General features: G+C 51.4%; 18 protein-coding genes. 11 read left to right on the top strand and 7 right to left on the bottom strand.

Annotated features, from left to right (window positions below; translation table 11 throughout):
- Window positions 1-530 precede the first annotated feature (530 nt).
- Window positions 531-1,649, top strand: coding sequence for an RNA ligase RtcB family protein (locus tag HMPREF9098_RS08775; RefSeq protein WP_040564404.1), 1,119 nt, complete (start codon window positions 531-533; stop codon window positions 1,647-1,649).
- A 43-nt stretch (window positions 1,650-1,692) separates the two neighbouring features.
- Window positions 1,693-2,301, top strand: a complete 609-nt coding sequence (gene prfH, locus HMPREF9098_RS08770; RefSeq protein WP_003784011.1) for a peptide chain release factor H — start codon at window positions 1,693-1,695, stop codon at window positions 2,299-2,301.
- A gap of 86 nt (window positions 2,302-2,387) precedes the next feature.
- Here prfH and HMPREF9098_RS08765 read toward each other — a convergent pair whose 3' ends face one another.
- Window positions 2,388-2,762 carry a helix-turn-helix domain-containing protein gene (locus tag HMPREF9098_RS08765; RefSeq protein WP_003784010.1) on the bottom strand — a complete coding sequence of 125 codons (375 nt, stop codon included), beginning with the start codon at window positions 2,760-2,762 and terminating at the stop codon, window positions 2,388-2,390.
- A 145-nt stretch (window positions 2,763-2,907) separates the two neighbouring features.
- Between HMPREF9098_RS08765 and HMPREF9098_RS08760 the strand changes: the two genes are divergently transcribed.
- A complete protein-coding gene (locus HMPREF9098_RS08760) occupies window positions 2,908-3,162 on the top strand; it encodes a hypothetical protein (protein ID WP_003784008.1) in 255 nt (84 codons plus the stop codon).
- Window positions 3,163-3,183: 21 nt separating this feature from the next.
- Window positions 3,184-3,654, top strand: a complete 471-nt coding sequence (locus HMPREF9098_RS11770) for a hypothetical protein (RefSeq protein WP_147285377.1) — start codon at window positions 3,184-3,186, stop codon at window positions 3,652-3,654.
- 300 nt (window positions 3,655-3,954) lie between these two features.
- On the opposite strand, the gene HMPREF9098_RS08755 is transcribed toward HMPREF9098_RS11770, so the two are convergent.
- Window positions 3,955-5,556: a peptide chain release factor 3 gene (locus HMPREF9098_RS08755; protein WP_003784004.1), complete on the bottom strand. Its 1,602-nt coding sequence runs from the start codon at window positions 5,554-5,556 to the stop codon at window positions 3,955-3,957.
- Window positions 5,557-5,856: 300 nt separating this feature from the next.
- On the opposite strand from HMPREF9098_RS08755, the gene mltG reads away from it, so the two are divergent.
- Entirely contained in the window at window positions 5,857-6,858 is a 1,002-nt protein-coding gene (gene mltG, locus HMPREF9098_RS08750) for an endolytic transglycosylase MltG (protein WP_003783999.1), read from the top strand.
- A gap of 134 nt (window positions 6,859-6,992) precedes the next feature.
- On the opposite strand, the gene HMPREF9098_RS08745 is transcribed toward mltG, so the two are convergent.
- The 3 genes from HMPREF9098_RS08745 to modA all read right to left on the bottom strand — a co-directional run bounded on the left by HMPREF9098_RS08745 (window position 6,993) and on the right by modA (window position 9,224).
- Complete coding sequence (locus HMPREF9098_RS08745) at window positions 6,993-7,670, bottom strand: ABC transporter ATP-binding protein (protein WP_003783997.1); 678 nt, start codon at window positions 7,668-7,670, stop codon at window positions 6,993-6,995.
- An 8-nt stretch (window positions 7,671-7,678) separates the two neighbouring features.
- A complete protein-coding gene (modB, locus tag HMPREF9098_RS08740; RefSeq protein ID WP_040564403.1) occupies window positions 7,679-8,353 on the bottom strand; it encodes a molybdate ABC transporter permease subunit in 675 nt (224 codons plus the stop codon).
- A 115-nt stretch (window positions 8,354-8,468) separates the two neighbouring features.
- A complete protein-coding gene (gene modA / locus HMPREF9098_RS08735) occupies window positions 8,469-9,224 on the bottom strand; it encodes a molybdate ABC transporter substrate-binding protein (RefSeq protein WP_003783990.1) in 756 nt (251 codons plus the stop codon).
- Between the two features lie 272 nt (window positions 9,225-9,496).
- Between modA and dsbD the strand changes: the two genes are divergently transcribed.
- Both dsbD and galU read left to right on the top strand, forming a co-directional pair.
- Window positions 9,497-11,314 (top strand): protein-disulfide reductase DsbD, encoded by a 1,818-nt coding sequence (gene dsbD / locus HMPREF9098_RS08730; RefSeq protein ID WP_040564402.1) that lies wholly within the window; start codon window positions 9,497-9,499, stop codon window positions 11,312-11,314.
- Window positions 11,315-11,423: 109 nt separating this feature from the next.
- Window positions 11,424-12,311, top strand: coding sequence for a UTP--glucose-1-phosphate uridylyltransferase GalU (galU, locus tag HMPREF9098_RS08725; protein WP_003783983.1), 888 nt, complete (start codon window positions 11,424-11,426; stop codon window positions 12,309-12,311).
- A gap of 64 nt (window positions 12,312-12,375) precedes the next feature.
- On the opposite strand, the gene HMPREF9098_RS08720 is transcribed toward galU, so the two are convergent.
- Entirely contained in the window at window positions 12,376-12,690 is a 315-nt protein-coding gene (locus HMPREF9098_RS08720) for a hypothetical protein (RefSeq protein ID WP_003783982.1), read from the bottom strand.
- 169 nt (window positions 12,691-12,859) lie between these two features.
- Between HMPREF9098_RS08720 and uvrA the strand changes: the two genes are divergently transcribed.
- The 3 genes from uvrA to HMPREF9098_RS08705 are packed head-to-tail and all read left to right on the top strand — an operon-like array spanning window position 12,860 to window position 17,768.
- Window positions 12,860-15,700: an excinuclease ABC subunit UvrA gene (gene uvrA, locus HMPREF9098_RS08715; protein WP_003783981.1), complete on the top strand. Its 2,841-nt coding sequence runs from the start codon at window positions 12,860-12,862 to the stop codon at window positions 15,698-15,700.
- 30 nt (window positions 15,701-15,730) lie between these two features.
- Entirely contained in the window at window positions 15,731-16,729 is a 999-nt protein-coding gene (locus HMPREF9098_RS08710; protein ID WP_003783980.1) for a hypothetical protein, read from the top strand.
- Between the two features lies 1 nt (window position 16,730).
- A complete protein-coding gene (locus HMPREF9098_RS08705) occupies window positions 16,731-17,768 on the top strand; it encodes a DUF1848 domain-containing protein (protein WP_081457178.1) in 1,038 nt (345 codons plus the stop codon).
- Between the two features lie 1,036 nt (window positions 17,769-18,804).
- Here HMPREF9098_RS08705 and HMPREF9098_RS08690 read toward each other — a convergent pair.
- Window positions 18,805-19,839 carry an ACP S-malonyltransferase gene (locus HMPREF9098_RS08690; protein WP_003783977.1) on the bottom strand — a complete coding sequence of 345 codons (1,035 nt, stop codon included), beginning with the start codon at window positions 19,837-19,839 and terminating at the stop codon, window positions 18,805-18,807.
- Window positions 19,840-20,003: 164 nt separating this feature from the next.
- On the opposite strand from HMPREF9098_RS08690, the gene HMPREF9098_RS08685 reads away from it, so the two are divergent.
- The gene (locus tag HMPREF9098_RS08685) at window positions 20,004-20,528 is read left to right on the top strand and encodes a hypothetical protein (protein ID WP_040564400.1); all 525 of its coding nucleotides are present in this window, start codon (window positions 20,004-20,006) and stop codon (window positions 20,526-20,528) included.
- The last annotated feature ends 180 nt before the right edge of the window (window positions 20,529-20,708 follow it).

Here is a 20,708-nt window from a genome sequence, read left to right as displayed (position 1 = left end):
TTGCAGCAGCGTGCAAGCCAAACAAAAGCAGCCTGCACTTTGAAATGAAAAACGCAACGGCCGATGTGCCGCATCAAATAGATTTTGTATTGGCGGTGCAAAAATAGCCGGAAACCGCTGACTGTTGCATTTTTACCGCGTTTAAGCCGCCCAAGCCATCAGAAAATTGCATCATTCGCATAAACTGCGCCATAATGCGCGCTTCATATTTTCTTCAACCCACTGCGTTACAGAAAGGATAACACCATGCAAAACAACATCATCTCTATCCGAACCCGACGCAGCCTGAACGCACAGCGCGTTTCTTAACATCTCTCTGCCTGCTTTCAGGCTGCTTTCCTCAAAACATTCCGTAGAACACTTGTGCCATGCCGTTTCAGGCAGCCTGCACCGTGTCTGACGGTTTACCGTTGCTGAACATTTCCATGATACAGCGTTGCCAACGCTCTTATGTACTCTCCGTATATGGCGGGCAGCGTCGCCTTGTCTTATGTTTATGTTCATCAACCATATCAAGAAAGCACCTGAACATGGGCAATTTAATCACTATTATCAAAAACTCAAACACTTGGATTGAAGGCAACGCCGTCCAACAACTGGAAACCACCGCAAAACTGCCGCACATCCGCCGCGCGGCCGGCATGCCCGATTTGCACGCAGGGCGCGGCTATCCGATTGGCGCGGCGTTTTTCAGCGTATCGCATTTCTACCCCGCGCTTATCGGCAACGATATCGGCTGCGGCATGGCGTTCTGGCAGACCGACCTGCCGGCGCACAAATCCAAAAACACCAAACTGGCCAAACAGTTGGGCAGCATTGACGCACCGCTGGACGGCAACTGGGACGCGCGCATAAGCGAACTGCTGCCCCAAACCGCACACCGCGCCGCGCTCGGCACCATCGGCGGCGGCAACCATTTTGCCGAATTGCAGGCAGTGGACACCGTTTACGCGCCCGAACTGCTGCCCGAACATTTCAACGCCAAATGTCTGCAACTCTTGGTACACAGCGGTTCGCGCGGCTTGGGACAGGCCGTTTTGCGCGCCCATGTGGACCGGTTCGGACACGCGGGGCTGCCTGAAAATACACCCGAAGCCGCCGAATATCTGGCGCAGCACGCCGCCGCGCTGGATTTTGCCCGCGCCAACCGCCGCCTGATTGCCGGGCGCATGCTGGCGCGTTGGAACGCGGAAGGCGCGTGTCTGCTCGATGTGCACCACAATTTCCTGCAATCCGTCCGGCTGGATGGCGAAGCAGGCTGGCTGCACCGCAAAGGCGCAACGCCATCCGACTGCGGTTTGGTGCTGATTCCCGGTTCGCGCGGCGATTACAGCTATCTGGTTCGCCCGATGGCGGAAAACGCCGCCCAATCGCTGTTCTCGCTGGCGCACGGCGCGGGCCGAAAATGGCAGCGCGGCGAATGCAAAGGACGGCTGTCGCACAAATATTCGGCCGACAGCCTGCGCCAAACCGCATTTGGCAGCATGGTGGTCTGCGAAGACAAAGCCTTGATTTTTGAAGAAGCCCCACAGGCCTACAAAAAAATCGACGACGTCATCGCCGCCATGCTGGACGCGGGTTTGATTGAACTGGTGGCGCGCATGAAGCCCGTGCTGACGTATAAAACGGCAGGTGGCTGCGCCGATTGAGCATTGCAGGCAGCCTGCACAATATAAACAATAAGGAAACTCCATGATTTACCTACAACTCTCCACAGGACAGGCACCGGCCGAATGCCAATATTTCGCCCGCTTTGCCTTGCGCCAAATGCTGCGCGAAGCCGAAGCGGCGGGGCTGGACGTGGAAATCCTGTCCGAAACGCCGAGCAAACACGGGCTGAGGTCCGCCGTCGTTGCCGTTTCAGGCAGCCTGCAAGACAATTTTGCACAACGCTGGCTCGGCACACTGCAATGGGTCTGCGCCAGCCCGTTCCGCCCCAACCATGCGCGCAAAAACTGGTTTGTCGCCGTGTCGCGCCTGCCCGACTTCCCCGCGCTGCCCGAAGAGGGCGAAGTGCGCTTTGAAACCTGCCGCGCGGGCGGAAAAGGAGGGCAGCACGTCAATAAAACCGAAAGCGCGGTGCGCGCCGTGCACACGGCCACCGGCATATCCGTACGCGTGGAAAGCGAACGCAGCCAGCACGCCAACAAAAAACGCGCGCTGGAACTTTTGGCGGTGAAACTCGCCGCACAGCACGCGGAACAAATGGGCAGACACGCGGCAGACGCACACGCACAGCTTTACCAACTGGAACGCGGCAACGCGGTGCGCGTGTTTCGCGGTAAGACGTTTGCGGAATAAAGGGCTTTTTTAGGGTGGGCACTTGTTGCCCACGCGTTCTCAGGCTGCCTGAAAAATAGAAAGGTTGGGAACGAATCCCAACCTTTTTATTTTTCTACATTGGCTTTTAATAACGCAATGATTTCTTTTAACGCTTCAATTTCTTTGTCTTTTTGTTTTAATAATTCATCTTTTGCATCAAGCAATAATTGGAATTTATCCATTGAATTTAAATAATTATGGCTATTTACATTATTGTCGCCGATGGAAAAGAAAAACGTTTTATCTTGGTTGGCAATTAAATCTACCATATCGATATTAAAAATTTGTGCAATTTGTTTTAGTTTCTCAATATTGATGTTGGTTTGCCCACGTTCGATTTTCGCATAACCATTGGCGGACATAGCCAATTTTTCCGCCATTTCTTCTTGCGACCATTGGTTAATTTCTCTCATCACGCGAATTTTGTCGTGGACTTCCATTTTTTTATCCTTTAATTTCTTTCAGGTTGCCTGAAAGAGTGGTTTTCGATATTTAAAGTGTGCATTTTACTATTTTCTGTTGCTGGTTAAAATTTCTTACAAAGTTTAACATAGGTATTATTTTATTTAAATTAGGAGCGAAATTATGATAAATAGCGTTAAATTTAATTTGGATTTAGCACAGGAAGCAGAAACGGTCGAAGAAGTCCGTATTTTAATAGAAAAGCTGAAACAAATTTGCCAAAAGAAAAATTGGGAATACAGTATAGATAAGGCAAAAATAGTTATTCATTATCCCATTCAAAAAGAGATTGGTTTTGATTTCAATGCGCTTGCTTTTTTAGAAGAATTAAAAAGCGAAGATGTGGAACTTAAACAAAGTATTTTCCCTAATGTATAATAATCAATATGGTGTAACAATATGAAAAAACTACTTTTTATTATATTATTGAGTATATCTGAATTAGCATTTGCTTTTACACCCTCACAAGACCAAGCGCTTTTCGACGGAAGGTGGGATTTGCTTTCTATTGATTTAGAAGGGCATTCGTCTTTACTTGGGGATAGGAATACACATTCAAATAGTTCTGCATGGTTTTTAGTAGAAGAGTATAAAAGCGTAAATGGGAAATTAGTAAGCAGAAATGGAAAGCCTGTTGTAGAAAAATCTACACTTTACGCTGTAACTGTAAACTGCCTACAACGAAAAGTTCGTGTAAATTCTTCAAAAACTTATCAGGGGCCTTTTATATTAAGATTAGAGAGAGGGAGGAATCCAAAATTGATAAGTTCTGCTGATAATATCAATCTTGAGGTTTTGCCTATACCAGATACATTTGGTGAAACAATATATAATTATGTGTGTCATGAAAAAACTTTTTTTAGCCAATAATTGGTTATTAAGTTTTTCTCATTTCAAAATCAGATTGCCAAACTCCATTTTAGGTAATCTGATTTTTCTTTTTCTAACAGCATGAAAAACTGTATTCCCTTATTTTTGCTAATAATCCCACATCTTTTCATCAACCCATTTTCAGGCAGCCTGCAAGACAGTTTTGCACAACGCAGGCTCGGCACTTGGCAACGCGGTGCGCGTGTTTCGTGGCAAAACGTTTGCGGAATAAAGGGTAAACAAAAGTGCAGGCTGCTTTTCGGGTTTTTAAACCTTCAAAAGCAGCCTGCACTTTCTTTATCAGCCGTTCAGTTTCACCGAATGCTCGCGTGTTTCGTGGAACACGATGTCCGGCCAGCGTTCTTGCGTGAGTCCCAAATTCACGCGGTTGGGGGCGAGGTAGGCGAGGTTGCCGCCTGCGTCAATCGCCAGATTGGCGGCGTTGGCTTTTTCAAACTCGGCGAGCTTTTTCTTGTCGTCGCACGACACCCAGCGTGCCGACCAGATGGACGCGTTGTCAAACACCGCTTCCACGCCGTATTCGTTGGCGAGGCGCGAGGTAACGACTTCAAACTGCAACACGCCGACTGCGCCCAAAATCAAATCCGCGCCGCTCATGGGTTTGAAGACTTGAACCGCGCCTTCTTCGCCGAGTTGTTGCAAACCTTTTTGCAGTTGCTTGATTTTCAGCGGGTTTTTGATGCGGACGCTGCGGAACAGTTCGGGCGCGAAGAAGGGGATGCCGGTGAACGCCAGTTGTTCGCCTTCGGAGAAACTGTCGCCGATTTGGATGTTGCCGTGGTTCGGGATGCCGATGATGTCGCCCGCGTAGGCTTCTTCCACCAGCTCGCGGTCGTGCGACATGAACGTGACCACGCTGGAAGCAGCGATTTCGCGGTTGATACGCAGGTGTTTCATCTTCATGCCGCGCTCGAATTTGCCGGAGCAGACGCGCAAAAAGGCGATGCGGTCGCGGTGTTTCGGGTCCATATTGGCTTGGATTTTGAAGATAAATCCGGAAAATTTCGGCTCGTCCGGCTCGACCATGCGCACGGTTGCGTCGCGCGGTTTCGGCGCGGGCGCCCAATCAATCAATGAATTGAGGATTTCCTGAATACCGAAATTGTTAATCGCCGAACCGAAGAACACGGGCGTGAGTTCGCCGGCGAGAAATTCGTCGAGATTGAACTCGTTGGAAGCAGCCTGCACCAATTCGATTTCGTCGCGCAGCTGCTGAATTTCCAGCGGAAAGCGTTGTTCCAATTCGGGATTGTCAATGCCTTTGATGATGTCGAACTCGTGCGGCAGACGTTCGCCGCCGGCGTCGAAGAGATAGATTTCATCGTTCAGGATGTGGTACACGCCCTTGAAGTTTTTGCCCATGCCGATCGGCCAAGTGACGGGCGCGCAGCGGATTTTTAAAATATTTTCCACTTCGTCCAGCAATTCCAAAGAATCGCGCACTTCGCGGTCGTATTTGTTCATGAACGTGACAATCGGCGTATTGCGAAGGCGGCAGACGTTCAAGAGTTTGATGGTTTGCGCTTCCACGCCTTTTGCCGCGTCGATGACCATCAACGCGCTGTCCACGGCGGTCAACACGCGGTAGGTGTCTTCGGAGAAGTCCTGGTGTCCCGGCGTGTCCAAGAGGTTGACGGTGTGGTCTTTGTAGTCGAACTGCATCACGCTTGATGCCACGGAAATGCCGCGCTGCTTCTCGATTTCCATCCAGTCGGAGGTGGCGAATTTGCCGGTTTTCTTGCCTTTTACCGTACCCGCGCTCTGAATCGCGCCTGAAAACAGCAAGAGTTTTTCGGTCAGCGTGGTTTTACCCGCGTCGGGGTGGGAGATGATGGCAAACGTGCGGCGGCGGCGTACTTGGTCTAATAATTCTTTGGACATGGGGTTCTCGTGTGGGTTTCGGGTTTCAGGCTGCCTGAAACGCGTGAAAAATCAAAGGGACGGATTTTAACAGATTTTGACTGCCAAAAGCAGCCTGCACGTTGTTTTCGGGGTGCAGGCTGCTTTTTGGGGATACAGCGGGCGCAAAGAGTGGGTATGGCGGCGATACGCCATGAAACAGCACCGGATTGCAGGGATTCCCAGATGTGCAGGCTGCTTTTGAACCGCGCAAAAATCAGCCTGCACTTTGAAAATCGGAACAGTCGTATATAATGCCCTTTTTTTCACGGGAAATAATATATGTCGCGCAAAACGGCTTATTTATTGGCGATTTCCATAATCGTTGCCCTGCTGGTTGCCGTGCCTGCCGCTTTGGTGTTCGTGCCGAAAAACAACGGCATGCCTTATCGGCTCACGGTGGAAAAAGGACAGGGCTTTGCCGCGGTCGGCCGTCAGTTGGCGGACAAGGATCAGGTGTTTTCGCGCTGGGGCGTGCTGCTGGCGGCTTATTTGAACGGCACGCAAAACCAGTTGGCTCCGGGCAGCTACCGCCTGCCTGCGCGCGTGTCGGCATGGGAAATCGTGCGGCGGCTGAGCAGCGCGGGGCCGGACATGGTGCGCATTCAGATTGTGGAAGGCATGCGCTTTGCCCAAATGCGCCGCATCATCAACCAAAACACGCTGCTGCGGCACGACACGAAAAACTGGTCGGATAAAGAGCTGATGCAAAAAATCGCTTCCGAACCCGTGTCCGACAACCCCGAAGGCCTGTTTTTCCCCGACACTTACGAAGTAGCGGCCGATTCGAGCGATGTGGCAGTTTATCGGGCGGCATACCGCGCCATGCAGGAAAATTTGCAGGCCGCCTGGGAGAGCCGCGCCGACAACCTGCCCTATAAAACGCCTTACGAACTGCTGATTATGGCCAGCCTGATTGAAAAGGAAACCGCACACGAAGAAGACCGCCGCGACGTGGCCGCCGTGTTCCGCAACCGCTTGGCCATGAACATGCGCCTGCAAACCGACCCCGCCGTGATTTACGGCATGGGCAGCGCGTATAACGGCAAAATCCGCCGTGCCGATTTGCAGCGCGACACGCCCTACAACACCTACACGCGCTACGGCCTCACGCCCACGCCCATCGCCCTGCCCGGCCGCGCCGCGCTGGATGCCGCCGCCCAACCGTCCGACAGCAAATTCCTGTATTTCGTGTCGCGCATGGACGGCACGGGCAAAAGCCAGTTCAGCCACACGCTGGAAGAACACAATGCCGCGGTGAAGCAGTATATTCTGAAGAAATAACACCGTACGGTTTCGGCGCTTAAAAAGCACATATCGGTTCGCTGAATCATAGATTCAAGATTCAGACCAAAAGCAGCCTGCACTTCAATTTTCAAAGTGCAGGCTGCTTTTTTATTAATTAAATTAATTTTTTATCAAGAAACCGTCTGTATCAAGCCGTTCTGTATGTCAAACACTTCATCGGCCAGCACTTCGGCATCTTGCGCGTCGTGCGTCACCAGCAGCAGCGGAATGTCCAATTCCTGCTGCACGGCCAGCACCTGTTCGCGCATTTGGCGGCGCAAATCGGTATCCAGCGCGGAAAACGGTTCGTCCAGCAGCAGCCATTCGGGGCGGACGATGCAGGCGCGCGCCAGGGCGGTGCGTTGCTTTTGACCGCCGGAAATCTGGTGCGGGTAATGGTGAGTCAAGTGGGCAAGCTGCATTTTTTCCAGCCAAAACTGCGTTTGGGTGCAGGCTGCTTTGGGCGGCTGTGCCAGGTTTTTGTGCAGCCCGAAGGCAATGTTTTGCGCCACGGTCAAATGCGGGAACAGCGCGTAATCCTGAAACATCAGCCCCACGCAGCGTTTTTGCGGTGGCAGGTTAATGCCTTCGGCGGTATCGGCATAGCAGGTGTTGCGAATGCGGACATGCCCTTCCTGCAACGGTTCGAGCCCTGCCAGCAGGCGCAAAGTCAGGCTTTTGCCCGAGCCGGACGCGCCAATCACGGCAATGCGTTTGGCGCTGCTTTGGCAGGCAATGTCGAGCGAGAACGTGTGGCCGGGGCTGCTTAGGTGCTGGCGCAGGCGGAAATCAAAAATCAGTGGTTGCATGGTGCGGTTTAGTAATGGGGTTTGCTTTTGCTCAGGTGGGTGGTCGTCCACAAAATCACGATGCAGACAAGGGAAATCAGCGCCACCAGCTGGTTGGCCAGTCCATCATCGCCCGCCTGCACGGCTTCGTACACGGCAATGGAAAGGGTTTGGGTTTGGCCCGGAATGCTGCCGGCCACCATGAGCGTGGCGCCGAATTCGCCCAAGGCACGCGCGAAGGTCAGCAAAATGCCCGCCAAAATGCCGCGCCAAGCCAAAGGCAGCGTGATGCGCCAAAACACGGCGGCTTCGGGCAGCCCCAGTACGCGGGCGGCCTGTTCGAGCTGCGGGTTCACGCCTTCGAATGCGGCGCGCGTGGGTTTGACGATGAGCGGAAATGTGACGGCGGCGGCGGCAATGGCTGCACCCTGCCATGTGAAGATGAGACGGATATCGAGCGCGCTTTCCAGCCATTGCCCGATGACGCCGCGTTTGCCGAGCAGGACGAGCAGGTAATAGCCCATCACCGTGGGCGGCAAGACCATGGGCAGCGTGAGCACGGTATCGAGCAGTTCGCGGCCGGGAAAGCGTTTGCGGGCCAGCAAAAAGCCGATTGTGATGCCGAGAATGATGTTGATGCCGGTGGCGGTGAAGGCCACTTTGAGCGATAAGTAAAATGCCGGCAGGGTGTTGGCGAAGTCCATGGCGCGTGTTCGTGTCGTTATCGGGATGGGTGCAGGCTGCTTTTGAGCGTACATCGGCCGTGTTTTACTGCGAAATCATCATTCCCACAATAAAACACGGCGCATGTCAAAACGGTTAAGGTTTGCTGAAACCGTATTTACGCAATACGTTTTGTCCGTTGGCCGACAACACATACTGCACGAAACGCTGCGCTTCGGCTTTGTGCGTGCTGGCGGCCACCACGGCCAAAGGATAAGACACCGGTTTCACGGTCGGCACGGTGGCGGCAATGTTCAGGCGGCTTTGCTGCAACACGGCATCGGTGCGGTACACAAAGCCCGCATCCGCTTCGCCGCGTGTCACATAATCCAATGCTTGGCGCACGTTTTGGGTGTACACCACTTTGCTTTGCAGCGCGTCCCACACGTTTTGTTGCGTCAAAGCGGCTTTGGTATAGGCACCGGCAGGCACGCTTTCGGGTTTGCCCACGGCAACGTGGCGCACAGCATTGTTCAGTAAATCCGCCGGTTTGGTAATGTGCAGGCTGCTATTTTTTGGGGTAATCAACACCAGCGAGTTGTGCGCGAAGGTTTTGCGGGTGTTCGCCTGAATCAGGTTTTGCGCTGCCGCTTTGTCCATCGTGGCTTCATCGGCAGAAGCAAACACGTCCGCCGGTGCGCCTTGGGCGATTTGCTGCAACAAAACGCCGGAAGCGGCGGTGTTCAGGTTAATTTTGGCATCGGGATATTTTTGCTGATACTGTGCGGCAATTTCGCCAAACGCTTCTTTCAGGCTGGCGGCGGCCGACACGGTAATTTCTTCTGCGGATACGTTCAAAGACAATGCCAGCAAAACGCTGCCGGCCAGATATTTCGGTAATTTTTGGTTCATGGGGAATCTCCGGTTCGGTGAGTGGATGGGTGTCAGAAAAACGCCTGACACCTTAACAAAATCGGCCACGGGGCAAAATAATAATTTCGGTGTATTTTGCGGACTAGTTCTAAAGTAGTAGACAACCAAGCAGCCTGCACGCCGATTTTCCAAATGCAGGCTGCTTTCCGGCCGCAAAAAGCAGCCTGCACCATCCTCTTTACGATTTTGCAAGCGCAAGCGCATCATCGGGTATATAATCGCCCCACTCGTTTTGATAATAAGGAAGTATGATGCAAAAATTATGGTATGCGCTGTGCCTGTGGCTGCTGGGGCTGCAACTGGCCTTTGCCGCAGTGAACCCGGACGACTTGCTGCCGCCGGAAAAAGCCTTCGTGCCCACGGTTACCGTGTCCGACCAAGGCGTAGCGGTGGAATTCCGCATTGCCGACGGTTATTACATGTACCAAAGCAAAATCACGGGCGTGACCGAGCCTGCCGGATTACTGGCCGCGCCGAAATTCAGCGAAGGCCAGGAAAAAGAAGACGAATTCTTCGGCAAACAAACGGTGTATCACAAAAGCGCACAAGTGAATTGGCCGTACGCGAAAACCGCGCCGAAAAGCTACCACATCACATTGAATTATCAAGGTTGTGCCGAAGCAGGCGTGTGCTATCCGCCGGTGGAAACCTCGTTCGACATCCAAGGGCCGGGCGTGTACGGCAACGATACGGCCGCTGCCGACGAACCGAAGAGTATGTTTGTAAAGCCGCAGGGAGCAGCGTCCAATCCGCGCGTGACCGCTGCTCCCCCTTCACCCGCGCCTGCTGATTCCCTTTCAAGCAGCCTGCACCACTTATCGCGCGACACGCTGGGTATCAACCTGCTGGCGTTTTTTGTGTTCGGATTGGGCTTGAGCTTCACCGCGTGCATGTATCCGCTACTGCCCATCGTTTCCAGCATTATCGTGGGCGATAAAAGCGGCAGCAAAAAACGGGCGTTCGCCCTGTCGTTCGTATATGTGCAGGGTTTGGCGCTGACCTACACGGCCGTGGGCGTGCTGGCGGGATTGACCGGCGCGCTGCTGACCGTGTGGCTGCAACAGGCTTGGGTGGTGCTGGCCATGGCCGGGCTGATGGTGCTGCTGGCATTGTCGATGTTCGGCGTGTTCCAGCTGCAACTGCCCGCCGCCGTGCAAAATTATTTCCAAATGCAGTCCAACCGCTTATCGGGCGGCAAAGTCGCTTCCGTGTTTGTGATGGGCATGCTGTCGGCGCTGATTGTCGGCCCGTGCGTTGCGCCGCCGCTGGCCGCCGCCTTGGGCTATATCGGCAAAACGGGCGATGCGCTGCTGGGCGGTATGCTGCTGTATGCGTTGGCATTGGGTACGGGCGTTCCGCTTATCGCCATCGGCACGTTCGGCGGCCACATTATGCCGCGCGCCGGTGCGTGGATGGACGGCATCAAATACGCGTTCGGCGTGATTCTGCTGGCCGTCGCCGTGTATCTGGCCACCCCGTTCCTGCCTTATGCGCTGACCGTATCGCTTTACACGGCATTGCTGGTGCTGCCCGCGCTGTATTGGCTGAGCAAACTCGGCAAACTCGGCGGTTTGGCGCGGCTTGTGTTCGGCGCGGCAGCCTGCACCATGCTGCTGGGCGGCTTGTGGTTTGCCTACCAATCCTGGCAGCAGCAAAGCACCGCGCTGCACCGCTTTTTAACGCTGCATCCGCCGACAGACGGCACGGCGCACGGGCAGAAATTCACCGACGTGGCGCAAATGGAGCAGGCTGTGGCCAAAATGCTGGCGGAACATCCGCAGCAACCCGTATTGTTGGATTTTTATGCCGACTGGTGCGTCTCCTGCAAAGAAATGGAAGCCAACACGTTCAGCCAGCCCGAAGTGCAGGCTGCCGTCCCCTTGGCGCGGCTAGTGCAAATTGACGTAACTGCCAACACGCCCGCACATCAGGCGCTGCTGAAACAATACAGCCTGTTCGGCCCGCCCGGACTGTTTGTCCTACACGCGGATGGCCGCCGCAGCGATGCCCTGCTGGGCTATGCGAAACCGGATGAATTCATCGCGTGGTATCGCGCCCGCGAGCAATAAGCCGGACAATGCGAAAGCAGCCTGCACCCTCCGTTTTGGGAAGTGCAGGCTGCTTTTTTTACCGCTATAATACCGCCGAGTCCACCCGATGAAATAGAAGAGGAACGTTATGAGCCACCCGAAAATCCGCAAAGCCGTATTCCCCGTTGCCGGCATGGGCACGCGTTTTCTGCCCGCCACCAAGGCCAATCCCAAAGAAATGCTGCCGATTGTCGACAAACCCTTGATTCAATACGCAGTGGAAGAAGCCGTGGAAGCAGGCTGCACCGAAATCATTTTCGTGACCGGCCGCAGCAAGCGCAGCATCGAAGACCATTTCGACAAAGCCTACGAACTGGAAACCGAATTGGCGCTGCGCCACAAAGACAAACTGCTCACGCACGTTCAAAACATCCTGCCGCACCACGTTACCTGCCTGTATATCCGCCAGGCGGAGGCGTTGGGCTTGGGACATGCCGTGCTGTGCGCGCAGGCGGCGGTGGGCAGCGAACCGTTTGCCGTGGTGCTGGCAGACGATTTGATTGACGCGCCCAAAGGTGCGCTGTCGCAAATGATTGAAACGTATAACCAAACCGGCAGCAGCGTGTTGGGCGTGGAAACCGTTGCCCCCGAACAGACGGGTTCTTACGGCATTGTGGAAATTGCGGATTGGCAGAATTACCAACGCATTCAAAGTATTGTTGAAAAACCGAAACCCGAAGAAGCGCCGTCCAATTTGGCCGTGGTGGGGCGGTATATCCTCACACCGCGCATTTTCGAATTGCTGCACAACACACCGCGCGGCGCGGGCGGCGAAATCCAACTGACCGATGCCATCGCCCAGCTGCTGGAATACGAACCCGTGCTGGCACACGCCTTCGACGGCGTGCGTTATGACTGCGGCAGCAAAATCGGTTATCTGGAAGCCACGCTCGCCTTTGGCTTGAAACATCCGGAAACCAGCGCGGCCTTTAAGGCGCTGGTGCAGCAATATGCGGAAAAAATGCAGGCTGCCTGACAAAAGCAGCCTGCACATTAAAAAACGCTTCACCAATTGCCGTGAAGCGTTTTTGTTTACCTATTCAGCGGAGAACCCAGCGGTTTTTCTGTTTCACCAAAATAATGTGTTCCGTGCGCAACTGTGCGGCATTGTGTTTATTCACCACTTCAATATCGCAGCTATACACGCCGTCCTGCACCATGCCGCCGCCCACGCGCGTGCATTTCTTTTGCAACGTCACATCATAATCCCGAAACCGCTGCATTTTGTCTGCCGCCACCGCCTGCATCACCGCTTTTTCGGAAGGCGGAATCAATGTGAAGTTGCCTTTGGCACCAAAAACATACAGTCCGTAACCAACCGCCAACACAAATAACAAGCTTTTGATATTTCCCATAAATCCTCAAATTAAATCCAATAAAAATAGAATAATAAGGTTGATTCTCTTGCAAAGAATGGTCATGCTATCACAGAAAAGTTACAATCACTAGTTCCCCATTATTTTTGCAGGCTGCTTTTTCCGTGAATCTAAAAGCAGCCTGCACCCTGAAAAAAGGCAATCTGTCATGGCAAAACCGCACAAACCCGACAACGACACTATCCGCATCCGCGGCGCGCGCACGCATAATTTGAAAAACGTTGATTTGGACATTCCGCGCCACAAGCTGGTGGTGGTCACGGGGCTGTCGGGCAGCGGCAAGTCGTCGCTGGCGTTTGACACGCTGTATGCCGAAGGGCAGCGGCGTTATGTCGAGAGCCTGTCCGCCTATGCGCGGCAGTTTTTGCAGATGATGGACAAGCCCGATGTCGATTTGATCGAAGGCCTGTCGCCCGCGATTTCCATCGAGCAGAAATCCACCAGCCACAATCCGCGTTCCACCGTCGGCACGGTAACGGAAATCCATGATTACCTGCGCCTTTTGTACGCACGCGTCGGCACGCCGTATTGCCCCGAACACAATCTGCCGTTGTCAAGCCAAACCGTGTCGCAGATGGTTGATGCCGTCTTAAAACTGCCGGAAGACACGCGCGTGATGATTCTGGCGCCGGCGGTACGCGAGCGTAAGGGTGAGTTTATCGATTTCTTTGCCGACTTGCAGGCGCAGGGTTTTGCGCGGGTACGTGTGGACGGCGAGGTCTATCAGTTGGACGAAGTGCCGAAGCTGGAAAAAAACATTAAGCACAATATCGACGTGGTCATCGACCGCGTGAAAGTGAAGGCGGACATCAAGCAGCGGCTGGCGGAAAGTTTTGAAACCGCGCTGCGCCACGGCAACGAGCGAGCGCTGGCGATGGAAATGGACAGCGGCGAAGAACATTGGTTTTCGGCGCGTTTCGCCTGCCCCGTGTGTTCGTACAGCCTGCCCGAATTAGAGCCGCGCCTCTTTTCGTTCAACAACCCGATGGGTTCCTGCCCGACTTGCGACGGCTTGGGCAACACTAATTTCTTCGACCCCGAAAAAGTGGTCGCGCATCCCGAATTGTCGCTGGCAACGGGCGCGATTGACGGCTGGGACAAGCGCAACCAGTTCTATTTTCAAATGATTCAATCACTGGCGCGGCATTATGGTTTCGATGTGCAGGCTGCTTGGGAAACGCTACCTGAAAAAGTGAAAAAAGTCATACTGCACGGCTCGGGCAAAGAAGTCATTGATTTCACATACCTATCCGAACGCGGCACCACCTTCAACCGCAGCCACGCCTTCGAAGGCATCATCCCCAATCTCGAACGCCGCTACCGCGAAACCGACAGCGAAACCGTGCGCGAAAAACTGCGCGAATACCAAAACCACCGCGCCTGCCCGAGCTGCGGCGGCGCACGTTTGCGCAAAGAAGCGCGCTACGTTTACGTTAGCGGCGAACCCTTGCACGAAGTTTCCGCCTGGCCGCTGACCAAAACCCACCAATTCTTTGAAACGCTGGATTTGGACGGCAACAAAAAACAAATCGCCGAAAAAATCCTCAAAGAAATCATCGAACGGCTCGGCTTCCTGATTAACGTCGGGCTGGATTACCTAAATTTAAGCCGCTCCGCCGAAACCCTTTCCGGCGGTGAAGCCCAGCGCATCCGCCTCGCCAGCCAAATCGGCAGCGGCCTGACCGGCGTGATGTACGTTTTGGACGAACCCTCCATCGGCCTGCACCAGCGCGACAACGACCGCCTGCTCGCCACACTCAAACGCCTGCGCGATTTGGGCAACAGCGTGATTGTGGTCGAACACGACGAAGACGCCATCCGCGAAGCCGATTTCGTCGTCGATATGGGCCCCGGCGCGGGCGAACACGGCGGCAACGTACTGATTGCCGACACGCCCGAAAACGTCGCCAAATGCGAAAAATCCGTTACCGGACAATACCTCAGCGGCAAAAAATCCATTGCCGTGCCGTCTGAACGCACGCCCGTCAATCCCGAACGGATGCTTGTCCTCAAAGGCGCGCGCGGCAACAACCTCAAAAACGTTACCCTCGAACTGCCGCTCGGTTTGATTACCTGCATCACCGGCGTATCCGGCAGCGGCAAATCCACCCTGATTAACGACACCCTCGCCAAAATCACCGCCCGCGAACTCAACCGCGCCCAAGAAGAACCCGCCCCATACGACGACATCCACGGTCTCGAACACCTCGACAAAGTCATCAACGTCGACCAATCCCCCATCGGCCGCACCCCGCGTTCCAACCCCGCCACCTACACCGGCCTGTTCACCCCCATCCGCGAACTCTTCGCCGGCGTGCCCCTCTCGCGCGAACGCGGCTACAACGTCGGCAGATTCTCCTTCAACGTCAAAGGAGGTCGCTGCGAAGCCTGCCAAGGCGACGGCGTGATCAAAGTCGAAATGCACTTCCTGCCCGACGTGTACGTCCCCTGCGAAGTCTGCCACGGCAAACGCTACAACCGCGAAACACTCGAAATCCAATACAAAGGCAAAAACATCAGCCAAGTCCTCGACATGACCGTCGAAGAAGCCCGCGAATTTTTCGACGCCGTCCCCACCGTATCGCGCAAACTGCAAACCCTGATGGACGTAGGCCTCGGCTACATCCGCCTCGGCCAGTCCGCCACCACCCTCTCCGGCGGCGAAGCCCAACGCGTCAAACTCGCCTTAGAGCTATCCAAACGCGACACCGGCAGAACACTCTACATCCTCGACGAACCCACCACCGGCCTGCACTTCGCCGACATCGCCCTGCTGCTCGAAGTCATAGGTCGTCTGAAAGGCAAAGGCAACTCGATTGTGATTATCGAGCATAATCTTGACGTTATAAAAACGGCGGATTGGATTGTGGACTTAGGGCCCGAGGGGGGAGATGGGGGTGGGAGGATAATTGCGGAGGGGAGACCGGAGAAGGTAGCAGAAGTGGAAGGAAGTTATACTGGGAAGTATTTGAAATCAAATATAAAATAAATAATTTTATAATTCAATCAAGGAACAAAAATGCCAAACACAAAAATTGCCATAGACTCATCAGAATTTATTGTTAAATTAGTTGAATATTTTGATGAAAACTATATAGAAAATTTAGAACAGACTTATAAGTTATGTGAAACTAGAATTGAAGTTAATCCAATCAAACAGCCTAAAAATTGTGTTGGCTGCAATCTTGCTTCTTATGAATATTTATATAGTCAAAAGCAAGATACATCGTACCATTGTCAGCAAGAAAATTTTATTTATGCGATTCGTACCATGCCTCTTCATGCTGAAGAAATTGAACATGCATTTTTAAAAATAGAAAATAATAATGATAAGGAATTTTTTGCACTTGAATTTCTGGAAAATAAATCAGTATTAAATATGGCATCAGTAGGTTATGCTTGTGGAACAGATGTTTTAGGTATATTAAAACTGCTGAATCGTATCAATATAGCCAGCAAAACCTACCCAGTTCTGCATAACATTAATCAAATTCGGGAATTAAATATTTTGCGTATTGATGATCAAAAAGAAAACTGGGATATATCAGCACAAGCCGTGCAACATTTTATAAATGATTTTGGGTACATCAAAGAAAATTTTGATTTTTCGGTTTTAAATGAGAGTGAGGCATATAACGATTTCTGCCGTCGTATAGATTTATTTACCTTATCTTATGTTTATAATGAATTGGATAAAAAAGAAAAAATAGATATTTTTAACAAAATAATAGAATTGGCATCTACTCATTTTCTAATCCTTATAAATGATTATAATGCATATAGTGGATCAGATCATAAATTATTTATAAATGAATTTAATGAATATTGTGACAATAATTTTAAACTAATTAATAGCGTCAGAGTTGATTATAATGGAGAGGGAGCTTCTTTTAAAAAAGCTATGAATGATTGGGTATGGAAACTTCCTAATTTTGAAACAATTTCCTTTCGTGATAAGTATCGCATGAAAACAAACATGAAATCAATTTGTTATATTTATGAATTTGAACGAGCTTGATATGATTGTTAGCGTTAGTAGAAAAACTGATATTCCTGCTTTTTATGCTGATTGGTTTTTTAATCGGTTAGAAGCTGGTTTTGTTCTGTACAAAAATCCATTCAATGCTAATCAAGTTCATCGTGTTGAATTAACACCTGAAAATGTTGATGCATTTGTGTTTTGGACGCGAAATCCACAGCCTTTTATATCGCGTTTGGATTTGCTTGAACCATATATTTATTATTTTCAATATACAATTACAGGCTATCCGCGTTACTTAGAAAAATCTACACCAAACCCTTATAAAGCAATTGAAACATTTAAAAATCTAAGTCGGATAATTGGTAGAGAACGTGTTATTTGGCGATACGATCCTATTCTTTTATCTAACACTCTAACTATCCAAGAACACAAACGACTGTTTTCTAAAATCGCAGATTTATTAAATGGCTATACAGATAAAGTAGTAATTAGCTTTGCTGATTTTTATAAAAAAACTGAAAGAAATTTGAAATCTGTTCAAATACCTATTAAGTTAGAAAATACAATATCAAAATTTGAGTTTTTCAATATCTTAGATAAAGAATTTGAAGATAACTTAAAAGAACTAGTTTTGTTTATGAAAAATGTAGCAAAAGAAAATGGTATGACAATTGAGACTTGTTCTGAAGAAATTGATTTGAAAATACGTTATGGGATTGAAATTACCCATGGGAAATGCATTGATAATGAATTATTGGAAAAGATAGCGCATAAAAAAGGGTTTCCCAGCAAAAAGGATAAAGGGCAGCGTCAAGCTTGTGGTTGCGTAGAAAGCCGTGATATTGGTATTTATGATACTTGTGTTCATGGCTGCCAGTATTGTTATGCCACTACCCAGCATGATAAGGCAACTGAAAACAAGAAAAAGCACAACCCAGAGAGCCCATTTTTGCTTGGTGATTTCCCTACAAGTTTTACTGATGAACAACGCGCTGAAAAATTAAAGCCACCAAGTTTAAAAACAAGTAAATTATCAGCGAATGAACAACCAAGTCTATTTGATTTGTTTGATTGACGGTTTGCCGTTTCAACATTTCAGACGGCCTCCAATGTCGTCTGAAAACATCAGCTTCAACAAAGTTAACACCTTAAACAACAAACCATTCCTTCTCCAACACCCAAACCACAAACAAAAATCCTATGGCGCATTAATCGCAAAAACTTCATTGCCGGCGGCACATTCTTTTTCACCGTCAAACTCGCCAACCCGAAATCGCGCCTGCTTGTCGAACATATCGACTTCGCATGTGGCTTATATGGATGTGCAAAAACAATATCCCTTTGAAACCGTCGCCGTATGCGTGCTGCCGAACCACATTCACGCCACTTCGGAATTGAAGTTTTCATAGGGGCTACGGCTCGCTTGTTGTTTAGTGAATAATTTCATAAATATAATTACTAACCAAACACATGCAATATCCATAAAAAGAATCACAGGTATACGAAGTTACGGTATACGCACTGAATAACAATGTAAATATACTTATGAGCATCGCAATGGGTAAGGTTTTTATATCTCTTATAAAAAATAAATTGATCAGGGTTGCCACTGCGAATAGGCTTGCAATATAGCTTGATAATTTAATGAATTTAAGTAAATATGAAAATAATTCCGCATCCATCACTATGGTTATTTTTATGAGCCATATGGTCAAAAATATCAATGATGGGAGATTTAATAAAATTTGAGCAATAAGAAAGAAGCGATTTTTTTGCTTCATTTTATTGAATATTTTTAAGTTGATCATGACCATCTTTAGCTGCACCCATATTATCCGACTATCCTAGGAAGCCGTAGTTTTCAGAACTAATCCACCCGACCGCCTAAAACAAACCAATGTACAGGCTGCTTTTCAACTCCGTTGAAGCTTCGTTTTGAGCAAGCTACCATTCAAATATTCCATCAATAAAGGCTACCTGAAAGCGTGGGCTTCAACGAAGTTAAAACCCACTTCTTTCGTTTTAGCTGCGCAGAAACTCACTTCGTTCGTTTTCAGGTAGCCTTTTCTTAACTTGGCGGCAGCCGCAGTTTCAAAAATCAGAAGCCGCCGTTATCCGCCAAACAACGCCGTTTTGCCTTCCGCGCCGGAAACATCCAGCACTTCAATTCCTTCCCCTGCCAACACGGCTTGCGTCAGCATGGCCACGCCGCCGGAGGGGCCGATTTCCAAAATCCGCCGCACGCCCAGCGCGGCCATGCTGCGGCATTCGGCCACCCAGTCCACGGGATTGACCAACACATTTTGCGCGATGCCGCGCGCCTGTTCCGCATCCAAACCGCAGGCGGCCGCCCATTCGGCTGTTTGCGCTACGGCGGGTAACATGGCGGGGTGGTGGAAGCCGATTTCCACATCCAGCCGCCACAGCAGGTTTTCGGGCGTTTGGCCGTTGGCATCTTTCACCGTGTCCGACAACACGCCGCACACGCGCGCCACCGATTCGGGCTTGCCGCTGACGACAAAACCGTCCGCGCTGTTCTGCAAGCCGATACACGGGCGAGCGGCGGAATCCGCGGGGAACAGTTCGTCAATCACGGCGGCAATCTGCCCACGGCTCACGCCCTGCACCATCACCATCGGATGCAGGTCGTCGTACAGATACATACCCGTTGCTCGCCCTTGCAGCGTGGCCGCCGCGCCAATCAATTCGGCCAAGGCCAGCAGTTCGGCGGCATGCTGCGGCTCGCGCATCAGATAACGCCCGAGTATGCCCTGCGAATGCCCGATAACGCCCGCCGCCTTGCCGCTGTCCAAGCCGCGCGCCTCCAGCGTGTGCAGATTAGCGATTTGCGCAAGGAAAATGCCGGGCGCGCTCACGGCGGCTCGCACCAAATCGATGCCGGCCGCGCCGTTTTCCGCCCATTTAATCGGCTCGAAACCCTGCGGGCGGGCGGTGGCAAGCTGCTCTGCGACTGGTGCCAAGATTCGGGCGGCTGCGGCGGCCACTTCGTTTGCCCTGTCCCTCGCCCCATCGGCCAAAGCCTCGCGCAGGCTGCTTATCCAATCGAAGCCCTGCCCGGAAAAGCAGAAGGCGAAAGGTTCGTCATAAAAATGTTCCGGCAGGCGGTTTTGTTGCAGTTGGCTCATAGTTTCACTCCCTCCGTAATCGGTGTTGAACGGTTTGCAAAACTTAATACGATGATTGTATGACGAATAACGCGCTTGTGCCACGCACTCAAATCAAACATGGTTTTCAGGCGGCCTTATTGATTTCGCGTTATCATTCCGTTTTATCGTTGAAAGGAAACGTCATGCCTGCCGTGATTACATCCCCCGAAAACCTTGCTGCCGCACAAGCCTTGTTTGCCGAAACGCTGCTGGCCGCGCTGCCTCAAAAAGCAGCCTGCACCGTATCGGGCGCGGGCGGCGGCTTTGAAACCGAAGTAGCTTATTCGTCCGAACTGGATTTGTGGTACGCCATGCAGCCGCAGGGCAAAAAATGCTGGAACGGCTTCGGTATCGGCCAGCCTGTGGCCGGCAAAAAGGTGTCGATTGCGGCGGAAATCAATTTCCCCACCGAAGGCCTGAACCGTGCGGTGTCCGGCGTGTTCGCGGAGGATGGCAACGGTGGCGTTTGGGTGCTGCACCGAGGCAAAATCCGTGGCGGCAAGGAATTATTCTTCCGCCACTTCAGCGGCGAAACGCTGACGGCGGACGACGGTGGCAAAGAGGAAACGTTTGCCCTGGTCGGACGGCTGGACGATGCGGATTTTGCGGCCAAACTGGCGGCGTTTGTGAAGGAAATCCTGCGTATTAAGGCGGCGGCAAAGGCATAGTCGCACAACGGCCAAAAGCAGCCTGCACTTTGGATGTTCAAACGTGCAGGCTGCTTTTCTTATCGCCGCGTTCAGATTTTTCAATCGCATAAATCCGCCAATTCTCTTGACTTTTTCCGCTGGCTTACAGTATTTTACGGTTCATTAACAATTCGCTGTCGTAGAACCAGTTCATCCACC

The sequence above is a fragment of the Kingella denitrificans ATCC 33394 genome, from assembly GCF_000190695.1.
GTDB classification, from domain to species: domain Bacteria; phylum Pseudomonadota; class Gammaproteobacteria; order Burkholderiales; family Neisseriaceae; genus Kingella_A; species Kingella_A denitrificans.
The sequence above is the reverse complement of the archived record's forward strand: the minus strand, read 5'-3'. Positions and strand labels throughout refer to the sequence as shown.

What these genes read in the sequence shown, in the direction of transcription:
- HMPREF9098_RS08775 (WP_040564404.1), top strand. Translation starts at nt 531, where the DNA reads ATGGGCAATTTAATCACTATTATCAAAAACTCAAACACTTGGATTGAA.
- prfH (WP_003784011.1), top strand. Translation starts at nt 1,693, where the DNA reads ATGATTTACCTACAACTCTCCACAGGACAGGCACCGGCCGAATGCCAA.
- HMPREF9098_RS08765 (WP_003784010.1), bottom strand. Translation starts at nt 2,762, where the DNA reads ATGGAAGTCCACGACAAAATTCGCGTGATGAGAGAAATTAACCAATGG.
- HMPREF9098_RS08760 (WP_003784008.1), top strand. Translation starts at nt 2,908, where the DNA reads ATGATAAATAGCGTTAAATTTAATTTGGATTTAGCACAGGAAGCAGAA.
- HMPREF9098_RS11770 (WP_147285377.1), top strand. Translation starts at nt 3,184, where the DNA reads ATGAAAAAACTACTTTTTATTATATTATTGAGTATATCTGAATTAGCA.
- HMPREF9098_RS08755 (WP_003784004.1), bottom strand. Translation starts at nt 5,556, where the DNA reads ATGTCCAAAGAATTATTAGACCAAGTACGCCGCCGCCGCACGTTTGCC.
- mltG (WP_003783999.1), top strand. Translation starts at nt 5,857, where the DNA reads ATGTCGCGCAAAACGGCTTATTTATTGGCGATTTCCATAATCGTTGCC.
- HMPREF9098_RS08745 (WP_003783997.1), bottom strand. Translation starts at nt 7,670, where the DNA reads ATGCAACCACTGATTTTTGATTTCCGCCTGCGCCAGCACCTAAGCAGC.
- modB (WP_040564403.1), bottom strand. Translation starts at nt 8,353, where the DNA reads ATGGACTTCGCCAACACCCTGCCGGCATTTTACTTATCGCTCAAAGTG.
- modA (WP_003783990.1), bottom strand. Translation starts at nt 9,224, where the DNA reads ATGAACCAAAAATTACCGAAATATCTGGCCGGCAGCGTTTTGCTGGCA.
- dsbD (WP_040564402.1), top strand. Translation starts at nt 9,497, where the DNA reads ATGCAAAAATTATGGTATGCGCTGTGCCTGTGGCTGCTGGGGCTGCAA.
- galU (WP_003783983.1), top strand. Translation starts at nt 11,424, where the DNA reads ATGAGCCACCCGAAAATCCGCAAAGCCGTATTCCCCGTTGCCGGCATG.
- HMPREF9098_RS08720 (WP_003783982.1), bottom strand. Translation starts at nt 12,690, where the DNA reads ATGGGAAATATCAAAAGCTTGTTATTTGTGTTGGCGGTTGGTTACGGA.
- uvrA (WP_003783981.1), top strand. Translation starts at nt 12,860, where the DNA reads ATGGCAAAACCGCACAAACCCGACAACGACACTATCCGCATCCGCGGC.
- HMPREF9098_RS08710 (WP_003783980.1), top strand. Translation starts at nt 15,731, where the DNA reads ATGCCAAACACAAAAATTGCCATAGACTCATCAGAATTTATTGTTAAA.
- HMPREF9098_RS08705 (WP_081457178.1), top strand. Translation starts at nt 16,731, where the DNA reads ATGATTGTTAGCGTTAGTAGAAAAACTGATATTCCTGCTTTTTATGCT.
- HMPREF9098_RS08690 (WP_003783977.1), bottom strand. Translation starts at nt 19,839, where the DNA reads ATGAGCCAACTGCAACAAAACCGCCTGCCGGAACATTTTTATGACGAA.
- HMPREF9098_RS08685 (WP_040564400.1), top strand. Translation starts at nt 20,004, where the DNA reads ATGCCTGCCGTGATTACATCCCCCGAAAACCTTGCTGCCGCACAAGCC.